Origin of the sequence: Aeromonas sp. R4-1, from assembly GCF_040908325.1 — a bacterium.
Taxonomy (GTDB): Bacteria; Pseudomonadota; Gammaproteobacteria; order Enterobacterales; family Aeromonadaceae; genus Aeromonas; species Aeromonas veronii.
Genome location: NZ_JBFODM010000096.1, coordinates 14936 through 28006, shown reverse-complemented (window position 1 = coordinate 28006; position 13071 = coordinate 14936). Strand labels below are relative to the sequence as shown.

At 61.0% G+C, this 13071-nt stretch carries 17 protein-coding genes; all 17 read right to left on the bottom strand.

Features of this window, described 5'->3' with window-relative positions; all coding sequences use genetic code 11:
• The 17 genes from AB5Y90_RS18035 to AB5Y90_RS17955 all read right to left on the bottom strand — a co-directional run bounded on the left by AB5Y90_RS18035 (position 1) and on the right by AB5Y90_RS17955 (position 13039).
• Positions 1-540 (bottom strand): DUF3833 domain-containing protein, encoded by a 540-nt coding sequence (locus AB5Y90_RS18035; RefSeq protein WP_181497534.1) that lies wholly within the window; start codon positions 538-540, stop codon positions 1-3.
• A gap of 14 nt (positions 541-554) precedes the next feature.
• Positions 555-1097 carry a chalcone isomerase family protein gene (locus AB5Y90_RS18030; RefSeq protein WP_368167461.1) on the bottom strand — a complete coding sequence of 181 codons (543 nt, stop codon included), beginning with the start codon at positions 1095-1097 and terminating at the stop codon, positions 555-557.
• Entirely contained in the window at positions 1054-1275 is a 222-nt protein-coding gene (locus AB5Y90_RS18025) for a TIGR02450 family Trp-rich protein (RefSeq protein ID WP_005338671.1), read from the bottom strand. Before AB5Y90_RS18025 ends, AB5Y90_RS18030 begins: the two co-directional genes overlap by 44 nt.
• Positions 1272-1748 (bottom strand): DUF2878 domain-containing protein, encoded by a 477-nt coding sequence (locus AB5Y90_RS18020; protein ID WP_368167460.1) that lies wholly within the window; start codon positions 1746-1748, stop codon positions 1272-1274. Before AB5Y90_RS18020 ends, AB5Y90_RS18025 begins: the two co-directional genes overlap by 4 nt.
• 2 nt (positions 1749-1750) lie before the next feature.
• Entirely contained in the window at positions 1751-3007 is a 1257-nt protein-coding gene (locus AB5Y90_RS18015) for a cyclopropane-fatty-acyl-phospholipid synthase family protein (RefSeq protein WP_064337129.1), read from the bottom strand.
• Positions 3007-3789: a DUF1365 domain-containing protein gene (locus AB5Y90_RS18010; protein ID WP_158112034.1), complete on the bottom strand. Its 783-nt coding sequence runs from the start codon at positions 3787-3789 to the stop codon at positions 3007-3009. Before AB5Y90_RS18010 ends, AB5Y90_RS18015 begins: the two co-directional genes overlap by 1 nt.
• Entirely contained in the window at positions 3786-5045 is a 1260-nt protein-coding gene (locus AB5Y90_RS18005; protein ID WP_201932758.1) for an NAD(P)/FAD-dependent oxidoreductase, read from the bottom strand. The genes AB5Y90_RS18010 and AB5Y90_RS18005 overlap by 4 nt, the downstream gene beginning before the upstream one ends.
• A complete protein-coding gene (locus tag AB5Y90_RS18000) occupies positions 5042-5776 on the bottom strand; it encodes an SDR family NAD(P)-dependent oxidoreductase (protein WP_368167457.1) in 735 nt (244 codons plus the stop codon). Before AB5Y90_RS18000 ends, AB5Y90_RS18005 begins: the two co-directional genes overlap by 4 nt.
• Positions 5773-6201: a nuclear transport factor 2 family protein gene (locus AB5Y90_RS17995; RefSeq protein ID WP_043819061.1), complete on the bottom strand. Its 429-nt coding sequence runs from the start codon at positions 6199-6201 to the stop codon at positions 5773-5775. Before AB5Y90_RS17995 ends, AB5Y90_RS18000 begins: the two co-directional genes overlap by 4 nt.
• Before the next feature lies 1 nt (position 6202).
• Positions 6203-7624 carry a deoxyribodipyrimidine photo-lyase gene (gene phrB, locus AB5Y90_RS17990; RefSeq protein WP_368167455.1) on the bottom strand — a complete coding sequence of 474 codons (1422 nt, stop codon included), beginning with the start codon at positions 7622-7624 and terminating at the stop codon, positions 6203-6205.
• Complete coding sequence (locus AB5Y90_RS17985; protein ID WP_368167453.1) at positions 7621-8508, bottom strand: MerR family transcriptional regulator; 888 nt, start codon at positions 8506-8508, stop codon at positions 7621-7623. Before AB5Y90_RS17985 ends, phrB begins: the two co-directional genes overlap by 4 nt.
• A gap of 69 nt (positions 8509-8577) precedes the next feature.
• Positions 8578-9525, bottom strand: coding sequence for a DUF523 and DUF1722 domain-containing protein (locus AB5Y90_RS17980; protein ID WP_005343644.1), 948 nt, complete (start codon positions 9523-9525; stop codon positions 8578-8580).
• Between the two features lie 179 nt (positions 9526-9704).
• Positions 9705-10346 carry an autotransporter gene (locus AB5Y90_RS17975; protein ID WP_368167451.1) on the bottom strand — a complete coding sequence of 214 codons (642 nt, stop codon included), beginning with the start codon at positions 10344-10346 and terminating at the stop codon, positions 9705-9707.
• Positions 10347-10535: 189 nt separating this feature from the next.
• The gene (locus tag AB5Y90_RS17970; protein WP_368167449.1) at positions 10536-11108 is read right to left on the bottom strand and encodes a DUF3157 family protein; all 573 of its coding nucleotides are present in this window, start codon (positions 11106-11108) and stop codon (positions 10536-10538) included.
• Positions 11109-11214: 106 nt separating this feature from the next.
• Positions 11215-12051, bottom strand: coding sequence for a hypothetical protein (locus AB5Y90_RS17965; protein ID WP_368167447.1), 837 nt, complete (start codon positions 12049-12051; stop codon positions 11215-11217).
• A gap of 79 nt (positions 12052-12130) precedes the next feature.
• Entirely contained in the window at positions 12131-12409 is a 279-nt protein-coding gene (locus AB5Y90_RS17960) for a DUF6482 family protein (RefSeq protein ID WP_069554313.1), read from the bottom strand.
• Positions 12410-12427: 18 nt separating this feature from the next.
• The gene (locus tag AB5Y90_RS17955) at positions 12428-13039 is read right to left on the bottom strand and encodes an HAD family phosphatase (RefSeq protein ID WP_279497581.1); all 612 of its coding nucleotides are present in this window, start codon (positions 13037-13039) and stop codon (positions 12428-12430) included.
• Positions 13040-13071 lie beyond the last annotated feature (32 nt).

Below are 13071 nucleotides of genomic sequence, written 5' to 3'. Positions count from 1 at the left end.
TCAGGGCTGACGTTCGATATAGAGGATCACTTCACCCAGATGGATACCGAACTTGCTGATCTCGGCACGATTGATCAGACGATCTTCGTCCAGCAGGTACATCCAGTCATCGAAGCTCACCCGCACAACCTCGCCATCCGGTAGCGCCAGATCGAGCTGATAACGCCAGTTGAGGGCGAACCCTTCGCTTTTACCCACCGCCTCTCCCACCACATCGGAAGCAGTACCTCGCCAGTGACCGTCAACCCCCTTGCTCAGATACCAGGTACGGGTCTGCTGGCGGCCATCGTCAAAGTAGAACTGCTCGAACAGCTCTCCCTTGCCATCCTTCCAACGACCCACCATCTCGACCCGAAAGCGACTGGTCACTTCGCCGCTGCGGTCGGTTACCAGGCCGTGAGCCACTAATTTACCGTTGAAGAAACGGGCGAGATCCCAGTTTGGCCCCTGCCCCCGATAGTCATCGAGACTGGCACCACAGCCGCTCAGCAGCAAAAAAGGGAGCAACAGCAACCAGCGGTATGCACGATAGAAAAACATTGGAAACTCCATGTTCAGGGTTGGCCACGCAGGCGGCGGGTAAGGGCGGGATCGCGGCTGTTGTCAGCCAGCCAGATGGCGAGAAAAGCGGCCGAGAATTGCGGATCGGCCAGAGTGCCGAGGGGTTTTTCTTGCCACCAGAAGTGGCCTGCCCCGCCCTTGTCGACATAGAAGGTGAGCTTGTCGCCTGCCTGCACATCGGGCCAGAGTGCAGCGAGCTGGCCGAGCCAGCGCTGACGCTCGGCGTCAGAGCCAAGACCGAGTCGCTGCCACTCGGCAGCAGTGGCGCTCAGCAGATCTTCCCGCTCGATGGCTCTGGCATAGGTGAGGGTCAGTGCCTGTGGATAGTGACCGGGCTGATAGTGCCCGCTCGCACTGTAGAGGGTGGCATCGTAGAGCTTGAACCAGAGCCAGTTCATCTCCCCCTGCCCGACCGGGCGCAGCTGCTGCCAGGGGGCAGCAGAAGCCTGCACCGCGGTTGCAGCCAAGAGCGTAAACGCCAACAGTAGCGAGTTAATTCCACCCCATATGCCAGTGGTTGGGGTCTTCCAGTTCATGCCAGTCCATCTCCTGTTCCTGCAGGGTGTTGATATCCTGCATCACCACCTGCACCAGCTGCCCCTGCGCATCCCGCTGGCAGGCAACCACCAGATAGAAGCGATCAGTCAGCTCATGCTGGCTCTCTTTGGTCCATTTGGAAAAAAGCAACGAGTCGGTCGAAAAGGTGTTTGTCATGACTCACCCTCCAGCTTGACCATTACCCACAGGAGTACGGGTAACCACCACATCCAGATCACTGCCAGCAGCGCCGTGCTGATCCAGATGCCCCAGGGTAAGTTTACTGCCCCCATGGCGGCCCCCGCCACATAGGAGGAAGCACCGCCAAATACGCCAAACAGCGCCTGCTGCCAGCGAGGCAAGCGCAGCAGCCAGCGCATACCGTGGGCCAGCGTCAGGGCAAAACCGAGCCAGAGCAGCACCAGCCAGAGGGGAAAACCAGACGGGAACCGGAACAGGCCGAGCTGCCAGAGCAGGGCATCCAGCAGACAGCCGGCGACCGCGATGGGGAGCAGCCGCCAGTCACGCTGGCGACTGGGTGAGAAGAGAAAGTGCAGCAGCAACATTGCCAGCAGCGGGCCCGGCAGCTGCCACTTCACCGCCAGCAACCAGTAGAGGTTGAACCCCAGCAGGTGAGCCCACTGCCACATGGTCAGTGACCGCTTACTGGCACATCACCCGACCAGCCCGCCGGTCCCGGCTTGGCGGCCTCCAGCTGCACCAGACTGATGGTGCGCTCCCAGAATCCCCCCTCGCAATAGGCGAAGTAGAAGTGCCACAACCGGATGAAATCCTGGCTGTAACCGAGCTTGGGCAGCTCGGGCGCCAGCGCCAGAAAGCGATCGCACCAGTGAGCCAGGGTGCGGGCATAGTGATGGCCGTGATCGTGCAACCGCACCAGCTGCATGTCGGTCTCCCGCGCCAGCAAACCCGCCATCTGGGAGACGCTCGGCAGGCAGCCACCGGGGAAGATGTAGCGCTGGATGAAATCGACTCCGCGCAGATACTGGGCATGGCGCTGATCGGCGATGGTGATGGCCTGGATGAGCAGGCGACCACCGGGCTTGAGCAGCCGTGACAACTGGCGGAAATAGTCGGGCAGGAAGGCGTGGCCCACCGCCTCGATCATCTCGATGGAGACCAGCTTGTCATACGTCCCCTCCAGCTTGCGGTAATCCTCCAGCAGCAAGGTGATACGATCCCCCAGCCCCTCCCGCGCAATCCACTCCTTGGCATAGTCATGCTGGGCCCGGGAGATAGTCGTGGTAGTCACCCGGCAGCCATAGTGGCGGGCGGCATAGACAGCAAGGCCGCCCCAGCCGGTGCCGATCTCCAGCAGATGATCGTCAGGCCCCAGCTCCAGCCGCTCGCAGATAGTGCGCAACTTCGCCTGCTGCCCCTCTTCCAAAGTGGCCTCGGCGCTCGGATAGATGGCGCTCGAGTACTGCATATGGCTGTCGAGAAACCCCTGATAGAGGGTATTGCCGAGATCGTAGTGGGCGGCGATGTTGGAGCGCGAACCGGTCAGAGTATTGCGGTTGAGCCAGTGGCGCACCTTGTTGAACGGGAAGCTGAGCCAGCCGAGGCGCCGTTCGAGGGAGTCGAGCAGGGTCAGATTGCGGGCCAGCAGCCGCACCAGCGCCACCGGATCCGGGCTAGTCCAGAGCCCCTCCACCCAGGTTTCTCCGGCGGCAATGCTGCCCCCCAGCAACAGGCGACGATAGAAGGCCGGATCCTGCACCACCAGTTCGGCATGCAGATCGGTACCCGCGACGCCAAAGCTGTGGCGCTCACCGCCATCCCGCAGCAGCAGCTGGCCATGTTCGAGGCGACCCAGCAGATTGAGCAGCAGTTGTCTTGCCCCCTTGTCGATGAAAGAGGCAGAGAGGGTTGATTGAGCAAGTTCCATTAGCGGCTCTCCGGATGGGTAAAAATCGGGGTTCGTTTGATAAATAGACGCAGGGCCTGCCAGTAGATCCCGAGCAGCACCTTCATGGTCATCCAGGGCCAGCGGGCCAGCAGGGCCACCAGCCCCTTGCGCGACAAGGGTTCGCGAGTGAGCGCCAGGGTTGCGTCAAACAGTTTGGCTTCACCGGATACGGGATGACTCTCGATGTGGATCAGTGTCTCCTGTGCGGGCGGCCTGATCCGCCAGTGATAACGCATCGCCAGCCCCATAAAGGGGGAGACGTGAAAATCCTTGTCATGGGGTGCCAGCGCCGCCAAATCCAGCAGGTAGTAGTGACGCTCGTTCCAGGGGGTGTTCGACACCTCTGCCAGCAGATAGCGCGCCTCGCCCTGCCGGTAGCAGAAGTAGAAGTTGACCGGGCTGAAGTAGAACCCCAGACAGCGCACATTGCCGAGCAGCAGTACCCGCCCCTCGGGCTCGGCATCTCCACCCAGTTCGCCCACCTTCTGCCACACCGCCTGCTTGAGGCTCCCCTCACTCCCCTTGAGATAGTCATGGCGGTGAAACGAGAGCAGCCCCGAACGCTCAACTCCGAACCAGCGCCCCTGATCGAGCTGCGGCAGCTCGTCGAGATCCAGTCCCAGCATAAAAAGGCTGTAGGAGAAGGCGTGAGCCCGCGGTGCGAAACGGCGGTGGCGTACCGAGCCCTGCCAGATGGCGCTGGTGACGCCAGCCAGTTCGTCGGCACCCTCATGTTCCGTGGCCACGGTAGCGCCGTTCATAGCTCGGCTCCGAAGCGCCTGGCGACATCCAGCGCGCTGCGCACCCCATCCTCATGGAAGCCGTTGTACCAGTAGGCGCCGCAGAAGTGGGTGTGCTGCTGGCCGCAGATCTCCGCACGCCGCTGCTGGGCGGCGATGGAGGCCTGATTGAACACTGGATGGTGGTAGACGAAGCGGCGCAGTACCTTGCTCTCATCCACCTTGCCCTTGGGGTTGAGGCTGACGCAGAAGGGCTCCGGCGAGTTCACCCCCTGCAGGATGTTCATGTTGTAGCTCACCAGCGGCCGCGCCTCGTCATTACCATCGAGCTGATAGTTCCAGCTGGCCCATGCCTTGCGGCGGGTGGGCAGGCAGCGCGCATCGGTATGGAGCCAGACATCATTGGCCTGATAGGGCATGTCGCCGAGAATAGCCTGCTCCCGCTCGCCGGGGTCCGCCAGCAGCGCCAACGCCTGATCGCTGTGGCAGGCGAAGATCACCTCGTCAAACCGCTCCTCGCCGTAACTGCTCTGGATCACCACGCCATCCGCGTCACGCCGTACGCTCTGCACCGGACAGGCGAGGCGGATCTGCGACAGCCAACCCGCGGTAAGGGGGCCGATATATTCCCGCGAGCCACCCGGGATCACATACCACTGGGGGCGATTGGCCACATCCAGCAGGCCGTGGTTGGCAAAAAAGCGCAGGAAGAAGCCAAGGGGGAAGGCGCGCATATCGGCCAGGGTCGATGACCAGATTGCCGCCCCCATCGGCAAGATGTAGTGGCGAGCGAAGTAGTCGCTAAACTCCCCCGCCAACAAAAAATCCCCCAGAGTCAGCTCGGGACCAGCCCCCTGATGCTGACCATCCGCCAGCCAGGCCCGCGCCTCCCGGTTGAATCGCAAGATCTCGGCGACGAAGCCGTAGAAACGGGGGCTCAACAGATTGCTGCGCTGGGCAAACAGGGTGTCGAGATTGTGACCGTTATACTCCAGCCCCTCTGGACTTTTCACCGAGAAGCTCATCTCGGCCGGTTGCCGTGCCATGCCGATCCGCGCCAGCAACTTCAAGAAGTTGGGGTAGGTGCGATCGTTGAAGACGATAAAGCCGGTGTCGATGGCATAGCTGCGGCCAGCCTGATTCACATCGACAGTGGCTGTGTGCCCCCCCAGAGTCGGCGCCGCCTCAAACAGGGTAATGTCATGGAGTTTGTGGAGCAGAAAACCGGCGGTGAGCCCCGAGATCCCTGAACCGACGATGGCGATCTTTTTCTTCATGAATGGCTTCCTTTCGATACGAGTGCGCGGCCAAGGCGCAGCCAGAGCCCCACCGGCAGCGCACCAAGCAGGCGCAGCAACCAGATGAAACGGCGGGGAAAGTGGATCTGGTGACGACCAGCGGTCAGCCCGTCCATGATGGCGCGGGAGGCCTGCTCCACCGTCACCAGACAGGGCATGGGAAAATCATTTTTGGCGGTGAGCGGCGTCTGGACAAAGCCGGGGCGGATCAGGGTCACCCCAATCCCTTTGCTGGCCAAATCGAGGCGCAAGGTATCCGCCAGATAGTCGAGGGCCGCCTTGGAGGCGCCATACGCCTCGGCTCGCGGCAGCGGCAGCCAGCTCACCGACGAGCTGACGATGGCCAGCCGTGACCCAGCCCCGAGCAACGGCAAGAAGGCGGCTAAAGCATGGCCGGTGGCGGTCAGATTGGTGTCGATGACACGGGCAAACAGCTCGCTGTCAAACCCCTCGCCGACATCCATGTACTCGCAGTTGCCTGCGTTGAGGATCAGCAGATCGAGGAATGGCAGCGTAGCAGCCACCCCGTTCATAGCTGCCAGATCACGGGCATCGAACTGCAGCGGCGTGATGCCGTGCAGCCCCAGCTCCTGCAGCCGTTCACCATCGCGGCCACAGCCCCACACCTGCCAGCCTGCCCGCCGGTAATCCAGCGCCAACTGGCGACCGATGCCGGAAGTCGCGCCTGTAATAAGCACCCGGCCGCTCATGCGCCAAGCCTCATCTTGATAGTGCGTACCACGGGCCCGAGCAGCGGCAACTGCTCGTAGAGCATGGCGCCCAGGTCAAAATAGTCCCGGTGCTGGCACACCTTGCCCGCCTCGTCGAATTCGAGGCGGGTGGCCCCCTCCACCGTCACCGGCTCACCACCACGCAATCTGGGGTGCGAGAAGGTCATAGTCCAGCCGAGCCAGGCCTGAGGCCCTTGCTGCTGCTGACTGGTGATGACGAAGCGGCAGTAGGCGAGGCGCTGATAGAGGGCGGCAAAATAGTCGCCAAGGGCCGCCAGCCCCTCAATGCGGTGAGCCGGGTCGGTAAAGACCACCTGTTCGGCATAGACCTCGGGCAAGCGGTGCAACTGCTGTTTGTCCAGTTGCTGATAGAGGCCAATAAAGCGGGCCAGCGGCTCGTTCATCCTATTTCTCCAGAGAGCGAAACATCTCGATGGCTCTCACCCGGGCAACGGCGTGATCCACCATGGGTGCCGGATAATCCTGTCGCCCCTTGAGTCGCAGCCAGTCGTGGGGCTGATGCACATAAGCGGCGGGAATATCGGCCAGTTCAGTTACCCAGGTACGGATAAACTCCCCTTGTGGATCAAATCGTTGCCCCTGAGTGGTGGGGTTGAATACCCGAAAATAGGGCGCCGCATCGGCGCCGGTGCCCGCCGCCCACTGCCAGCCGCCGTTGTTGGCCGCCAGATCCCCATCGATGAGCCGACTCATGAAGTAATCCTCCCCGAGCCGCCAGTGGATATGGAGATCCTTGGTGAGAAAACTCGCCACGATCATCCGCAGCCGGTTGTGCATCCAGCCGGTGGCGTTGAGACAGCGCATCGCCGCATCAACGATGGGGTAGCCGGTACGGCCCTCGCACCAGGCGGCGAAGGCATCCGGGTCCCAGCTCCACGGCAAGGCCGCCGTCTCCGCCTTGAAAGGGCGATTCATCGAAAGAGTCGGGATCAGCACCAGCAGGTGGCGATAGAACTCGCGCCAGATGAGTTCATTGAGCCAGACAAAGCCGGGCTGGGCCTTGGACTGGGGCCGATAGCCAAGGCGCTGCTGGAGCGCCGCCACACACTGACGCGGGCTGATGATGCCCGCCGCCAGATAGGGGGAGAGCACGGACGTGCCCGCGATGGCAGGAAAATCCCGGGTCTCGCCATAGTCGAGCACCGCCTGCTCCAGAAAATCGTTCAAACGGCGCCGGGCTTCCGCCTCCCCCACTGGCCAGCGTGGATCAGGCGTCAGCTCGCCGAGCGCCTCATCAACCCACGCCCGCTCGGCCAGCGGCTGCCACGGCAGTGGCTCGCCCCGTGGCGCAGGAGCGCGATGAATGACAAACCCCTCCTCATCGAGTGCCTTGAGCCAGGCTCGGCTGAAAGGGGTGAAGACCTTGAACATCTCCCCCGACCCGGTCAGCACCCGCCCCGGCGGCAATACGCAACAGCCGTTGAGCCAGTGGCAGCCCACCGCCTGCTCTGCCAGCGCGGCGCTGACGGCATGATCGCGACGCTGCTCGTCGATCTCGATAGCCTGATTGGCATAGAGCTGGGTCACCCCCTGCTCGCGGCAGAGGCCTGCCAACGCAGCGGGCACCTCGGCAAAAGTCTCCACTCGCAGCAGATGGAGCGGGATGCCGAGCGCCGCCAGCTCGCGTCCCAATTCATCTACCTGCGCCAACATAAAGCGCTGACGAATCGGGGCCATTTTGTGCTGCCGCCATTGGGTAGGAGAGATGATAAAGAGCGCTGCGACCGGTCCATCACCGGCGCAGGCATGCCGCAGCGCGGGGTTGTCGGCAAGGCGCAGATCATTGCGAAACCAGACCAGCTTCATGATTTTTTCCTCCCGCGTCCGTTGGCGCCAGCCGCAGCAGGTGTATCTGCCATCAGCTCGGCAAGGCTCGCCTGCCAGCCATGGGCTTTAAGCCACTCATCGTCGTAGAGGCGCCCCAGTTCGCCAAACAGGCGTGTGCCTGCGGGCCACCCGGCGGCCAGCTCCTGCTTGCCAAGCCCAGCCCCCAGCAGCACCAGCCAGGGGGTAACGGCACGTCCTTCCAGCAAGCTGGCATGGCGTGGCTCCACCGCCCCCAGCAGTTGCACCTCATAGCCCTGGCCGATCAGCTCGTAGGCGACCCAGACCAGATCGAGGGGGCCAACCTGTCCCCAGCTCGCCAGCGTGATCGGCACGCCCTTCTCCTGCTCGATCAGGTGGCGGGCGAAGCGGGTATGGAGCCAGCCCAGCCACACCTGTTGCAGCAGCTCGCCATCGGGCCGTTCACGCCACAGCCCCAGCAGCCGCTCCACCAGCGGTTGCAGTACCCGGCTGCGCACCAGCTCGAACGGGTAGCTCGCCAGCAGGTCGTTAAGCTCGGACTCCGCCTTGCGCTGGTTGAAGGCAAGCAGCGCCTGACTGAACTGCTCCTGAGTCTGCTGCCAGTGATCGCTCACCAGCTCGGAATGGGGTTCGCTCAGGAGCCCCTTCACCTGCCCGATACTCACCCCCCGCTCCAGCCAGCTCAGGATCTCGCCGATTTGGCGAATATCCTGCTCGCTGTAGAGGCGGTGGCCCTTTTCGGTGCGGGCCGGTTGCACCAGACCGTAGCGGCGCTGCCAGGCACGCAGGGTCACGGCGTTGACGCCGGTGAGCCGGGAGACCTCGCGAATGGGGTAGATCCCCTCATCAGCGAGAGGAGCAACTTCTTGCGATAAATCAGACATGACAACGTCCATCAAACAGAGGGGTAAGGCTCCCCGGCGCAAACCATGCGCCGGGGCAACAGAACGGATTCAGAGCCCGTAACGCAATTTGAGCGTATCGGGGTGCGGATTGAGATAAACCTGCTCGGCGAGATAGGGATTGGGGTACTCGCGCAGGTAGTGGCGGATCAGGGTCAGCGGCACCAGCAAAGGGAAGATGCCGGTGCGGTACTTGTCGATGGTATCGGCAAGCTCCTGCTTCTGGGCCGGGGTCAGCACCCGCTTGAAGTAGCCCTGCAGGTGCATCAGCACATTGGTGTGGCTGCGGCGGTTGGCTCGCAGGGTCAGCGCCGTCATCAATCCCTTGATGTAGTTGTCGGCCACCTCCTGCAAATTGGTGGACTTGCCCAGATTGCCAAGCAGCTTGCCGAGCGCTCGGTAGTGGGTGGTGGCGTGGGAGAGCACCAGATACTTGTAGCGGGAGTGGAAGCGGATCAGCGCAGAGGCAGTGATGCCGCGGGCGCAGAGCTGCTGCCAGTCGTGGTAGGCGAAGACCCGCAGCACGAAGTTCTCCCGCAGGATGGGGTCGCACAGGCGGCCATCCTCTTCAACCGGCAGCAGGGGGTTGGCCTCCATCAACGCCTTGGCAAAGAGGCCGATCCCCTCCTTGGCGCTCCCCTCGTTGTTGGCGCCATAGACCTTGACCCGCTCCATACCGCAGCTGGGTGATTTGGCACAGAGGATATAACCGGAGATGAAGTCGAGCTGGCGTGCCTTCTGCTCGCTGAAGGCAATCAGCTTTTCGGTGACATCGAAGCTGCCGTTGCTCGCCTCGGCACGGATCTCGCCGTTGCGCTTGACCAGCCGGATGGCGGCGCGAGGCGCCCCTAGACCAATGGCCATCTCGGGACAGACGGGGTGATAGTCAAAGTGAGCGCCAAGATCCCGTTCGCAGAAGCTGGAGCGCTTGTGGCCCCCATCGAAACGTACCTCTTGTCCCAGCAGGCAGGCACTGATACCGACTTTAATCTTGTACATGATGACGCTCCTTGTATAAGCATTGATTCAGTTATAGCAGTTATACAAAAAAATGAAAGTTGTATAACTATTTGCGACTGATACGACACAAGGAAAAAAAGGGATCACCGGAAAAAGAAAAAACCCATGGCGAACGCCATGGGTAAAAATCAAGACACTACGGACTACGGGAAGGGGGATTAGAAGCTGTACTTCACACCCAGGCTGGAGATGGAACCTTTTTGCAGATCCCAGTTGCGATAGGTGTAATCGGCAGTCAGCGCCCAGTTCTGGTTGAGCTTGTAGGCACCGCCCACCTTGAAGTCGTGCATATCGTCGGTCATGTTGGCGTAGCGATAAGCGGTAGAGAGCTCGACATTGCCGATGTCGTAGCGCAGACCCACTTCACCGTACATGCTGCCGCTATCTTTGCGAGCAACAGCATCCCACCCTTTGTTAGCGATATCGCTGGCAAGTTCACGCTCCAGCATGTAGCCGGTCACACCGGTTTCACCGTAGAGGTTCAGACCCGTGCTGAGCGGGGTAAATACACCGACACCGATGCTGGAGATCGACATGCTGTCGTTGCCGTTGCTGCGAGAGGTGTATTCAGTGCTGCCGCGACCATAGAAATTGGAGCCGAAGCTCTTGGAGAGATCCAGGCTCAGACCGCCAAAATCACGGGTTCCTTTGCTGTCATTGCTGAAGGTACCGTTGAGATAGTCGGATTTGGTGTGCGCCCAGGTAGCAGCGCCCTTACCGTAGCTAAAGGCATCCTGCGCCATGACGGAAGTAGAGGCAAACCCGGCCAGAACCAGAAGAGAGACTGTTGCTTTTTTCATGATGATAACTCCATGTGATTGGGCCCGTTGCTAGCGAGCTGGTATGGAGTCATTGTGCGGTCAGGTTCCCGGCTTGCCGAGCTGCAAGCTGTTGCAGAACCATGTCAGATGTAAGCAGATATTGCAGGGGGTGTCAGCGGCAACAAGTTGCCGGCCCAAGCGGTGTGCATGGGCCGGAACAACGCCAAATCAGCGGAAGACCACCTTGTCAATTTCGACCCGCACCAGCGGCTGACCAGTCAATCCGGCAGGACGGGGGATCTCGAGGGCCAGTGACGGACGGGCTTGCCCCTTGCGCAGATAGGTTTCCGGCAGGCGGTTCTCGGCAACCCAGAAGCGGGCCTCCTGACGGCTCAGCTGCACCCCGTCAGCACTGAACAGGGTCACCAAGCCACGTACCCCGACTACATTGCGGGTGCCGGTATTGCTCACCATAAAGGTCAGCACCAGCGGGTCAGATCCCTCGATCTTGTCCAGCTTGACCACCACACCGTCACGCGCCATCTGGGCAAGCAGTTCCGGATTGGCCTTGGCCTGATCGGTCAGCACCGGAGCAGCGACGGCCACCACGGGCTCAGCCTTCCCATCAGCAGCCACGCCCTGTACGGGCTCGGCCGGTTTGACCACCAGATACTCCCAGGTGAAGTCGTCGTTGAGCTGAACCTGCCGACCATCGGGCAGCGTCACCTGAGAAAGAGGGGCAGCCTGCGCCAGTACGGGGGAGAGGCACAGGGCAATCAGCAGACGGGAGAAGGGTTTCATAGGGCGAAGCTCGGTAACGGGTGAAAGGGCGACAGTATAAACAGTCCCGTCGCCCCTTGCCTATGACAGCACTCACGTTCTGGCACCCGCATCGCTTGCCCGCAGGCTAGATGGCGAGATCGTGCCGCTCTTTCTGTGCCATATCCAGGGTCACCAGATGGAACTTGCTCCCCTTGAGGGCGGACAAAATATCCGATTGCATATCAAAGGCCTGCGCACGCTGATGCTCGGGCAGACGCACCCGGGCCAGGGTGGTGGAGCAGTCGCACAGGGTATGGAAAAAGACCTGTGCCTCGTCCAGCCCCATGTCGGCCAGCATCTGCTCGGCCTGATCCACCATTCGCAGATAACGCTGCTCAAGCTGCCGTGGATTGGTGAAGCGATTGCTGAGGCAACCGTTGCTCCCCTTGCCCCAACGACCGAGCTGACGCTTGTTGAAGCCGTAACGATAATCGCGGCGCATCAATCCGTTGTCGGCAAAAAACCAGATTGAGTTGGCAGGCAGAGACCCGAACTGAGCAAGATAATCATCACGCTCCTCCACCGCTGCCGGAACCAGCAACGGCAGATGAGTCCACTCCGGACGAGTCTGCACATACTCACCAATGCGGCGAACCGGGTCGATCAGCCCTTCAATATTTGGCAGGCGATCGCAAAAGACGATCTCGTCACTCTTGATGACCCAGTGATCGATGTCATAACGCTGGCAATAACGGCGGGCTCGGGCCACTTCGCTGCGACTGCGGGTCGGATTATCGAGGGTAATTGCGTGGATTTTCACACCGGCAGCGCGGCACAGCTCGATGCTGTAGCAGGATTCCAACCGTCCCGAAAAAGAGACAACCAGCTCGTCAAAACTTGCCAGTCGCTCAATCAGCAGCTGTTCCCTGGCTTGAAAAGAGTGATCATATCCCTGATTCAGTACAACTACATTGGCACCCATTAAACAGCTCCGGATGATGAACAGGTGCAGTATTGTGCGGCAAACAAACTGAATAGACCCTTAAAGAGTCTGGTTAAAATTAAAACTTGATGATTATTTCCTGTGATTCTGCTGCTAAATCTTCATTTTGGGCGTCATAAATTCGTAATCTTGCTTGGTGAACCCGATGGGCTCGCAAGAAACCCTGTGCCTGATCCAGCGAGGTGAAAGTCAGGCGCCCTCCCTCACTGTCGGTCAGGCAGAGGCACTCCCCTTCCGCCTCAATGCAAAGCTGATAACCGCTGCCATCCTTGCAGGCGATGATCAGGGTCGCCTCGGGATAGTGACTGAGCCAATTGCGAAACCGGCCATGCTCCATAGTGCTCCTACAGGGGCATCACCCCTTGCCGGTGGCGGGCAAACAGCCCAGCTCACCCAGTTGCTGGCGGCAACTCGCCGCGTCGGTAAAGACGATCCCCCTGATACCGAGGGCCTCGGCGGCCGAGATGTTGGCGGGACTGTCATCGATGAAGAGACACTCTGCCGGTTTCAGATCGAACGACACCAGCAGATAGCGGTAGATATCCGGCTCCGGCTTCATCATCCGCACCCGCGCCGAGACCACCTTGCCGCTAAAGAAGCGCCAGAAATCCTGATGCTGTTCCAACCAGTCGATGCTGGCATGACCCATGTTGGAGAGGGCATACAGGGTGTGCCCCGCCCCGTGCAGCTCGGCTATCAGGGTTAGCATAGCGGGATCTGGCTGCAGGGAGGCGGGAACTGCCTGTAAAATGGCCAGATTCTGTGCCGCCGAGAGGCCGGTGCGCGTTTGTGCTTCCCGGGCCATGGTGTGGAGCGACATGGTGCCTCTGTCCACCTCCAGCCAGTCCGGGTGGTCAAAGAGCTGCTCAGCCAACTGTTCGGCCCCTTGCGGGCCACGCACCGAACGCACTATGCCTACCGGATCCCAGCTCACCACCACCCGTCCCAGATCGAAAATAATCGCCATCGTCTTTACCTCCCCCACTGGGTTTCAGTCAT

Excerpts from the sequence above, each read along its gene's own strand:
- AB5Y90_RS17965 (WP_368167447.1), bottom strand. The coding sequence starts at position 12,051 with ATGGGTGCCAATGTAGTTGTACTGAATCAGGGATATGATCACTCTTTT.
- AB5Y90_RS17975 (WP_368167451.1), bottom strand. The coding sequence starts at position 10,346 with ATGAAAAAAGCAACAGTCTCTCTTCTGGTTCTGGCCGGGTTTGCCTCT.
- AB5Y90_RS18025 (WP_005338671.1), bottom strand. The coding sequence starts at position 1,275 with ATGACAAACACCTTTTCGACCGACTCGTTGCTTTTTTCCAAATGGACC.
- AB5Y90_RS17980 (WP_005343644.1), bottom strand. The coding sequence starts at position 9,525 with ATGTACAAGATTAAAGTCGGTATCAGTGCCTGCCTGCTGGGACAAGAG.
- AB5Y90_RS17970 (WP_368167449.1), bottom strand. The coding sequence starts at position 11,108 with ATGAAACCCTTCTCCCGTCTGCTGATTGCCCTGTGCCTCTCCCCCGTA.
- AB5Y90_RS17955 (WP_279497581.1), bottom strand. The coding sequence starts at position 13,039 with ATGGCGATTATTTTCGATCTGGGACGGGTGGTGGTGAGCTGGGATCCG.
- AB5Y90_RS18035 (WP_181497534.1), bottom strand. The coding sequence starts at position 540 with ATGTTTTTCTATCGTGCATACCGCTGGTTGCTGTTGCTCCCTTTTTTG.
- AB5Y90_RS18015 (WP_064337129.1), bottom strand. The coding sequence starts at position 3,007 with ATGGAACTTGCTCAATCAACCCTCTCTGCCTCTTTCATCGACAAGGGG.
- AB5Y90_RS18010 (WP_158112034.1), bottom strand. The coding sequence starts at position 3,789 with ATGAACGGCGCTACCGTGGCCACGGAACATGAGGGTGCCGACGAACTG.
- AB5Y90_RS17985 (WP_368167453.1), bottom strand. The coding sequence starts at position 8,508 with ATGTCTGATTTATCGCAAGAAGTTGCTCCTCTCGCTGATGAGGGGATC.
- AB5Y90_RS18020 (WP_368167460.1), bottom strand. The coding sequence starts at position 1,748 with ATGTGGCAGTGGGCTCACCTGCTGGGGTTCAACCTCTACTGGTTGCTG.
- AB5Y90_RS18030 (WP_368167461.1), bottom strand. The coding sequence starts at position 1,097 with ATGAACTGGAAGACCCCAACCACTGGCATATGGGGTGGAATTAACTCG.
- AB5Y90_RS18005 (WP_201932758.1), bottom strand. The coding sequence starts at position 5,045 with ATGAAGAAAAAGATCGCCATCGTCGGTTCAGGGATCTCGGGGCTCACC.
- phrB (WP_368167455.1), bottom strand. The coding sequence starts at position 7,624 with ATGAAGCTGGTCTGGTTTCGCAATGATCTGCGCCTTGCCGACAACCCC.
- AB5Y90_RS18000 (WP_368167457.1), bottom strand. The coding sequence starts at position 5,776 with ATGAGCGGCCGGGTGCTTATTACAGGCGCGACTTCCGGCATCGGTCGC.
- AB5Y90_RS17995 (WP_043819061.1), bottom strand. The coding sequence starts at position 6,201 with ATGAACGAGCCGCTGGCCCGCTTTATTGGCCTCTATCAGCAACTGGAC.
- AB5Y90_RS17960 (WP_069554313.1), bottom strand. The coding sequence starts at position 12,409 with ATGGAGCATGGCCGGTTTCGCAATTGGCTCAGTCACTATCCCGAGGCG.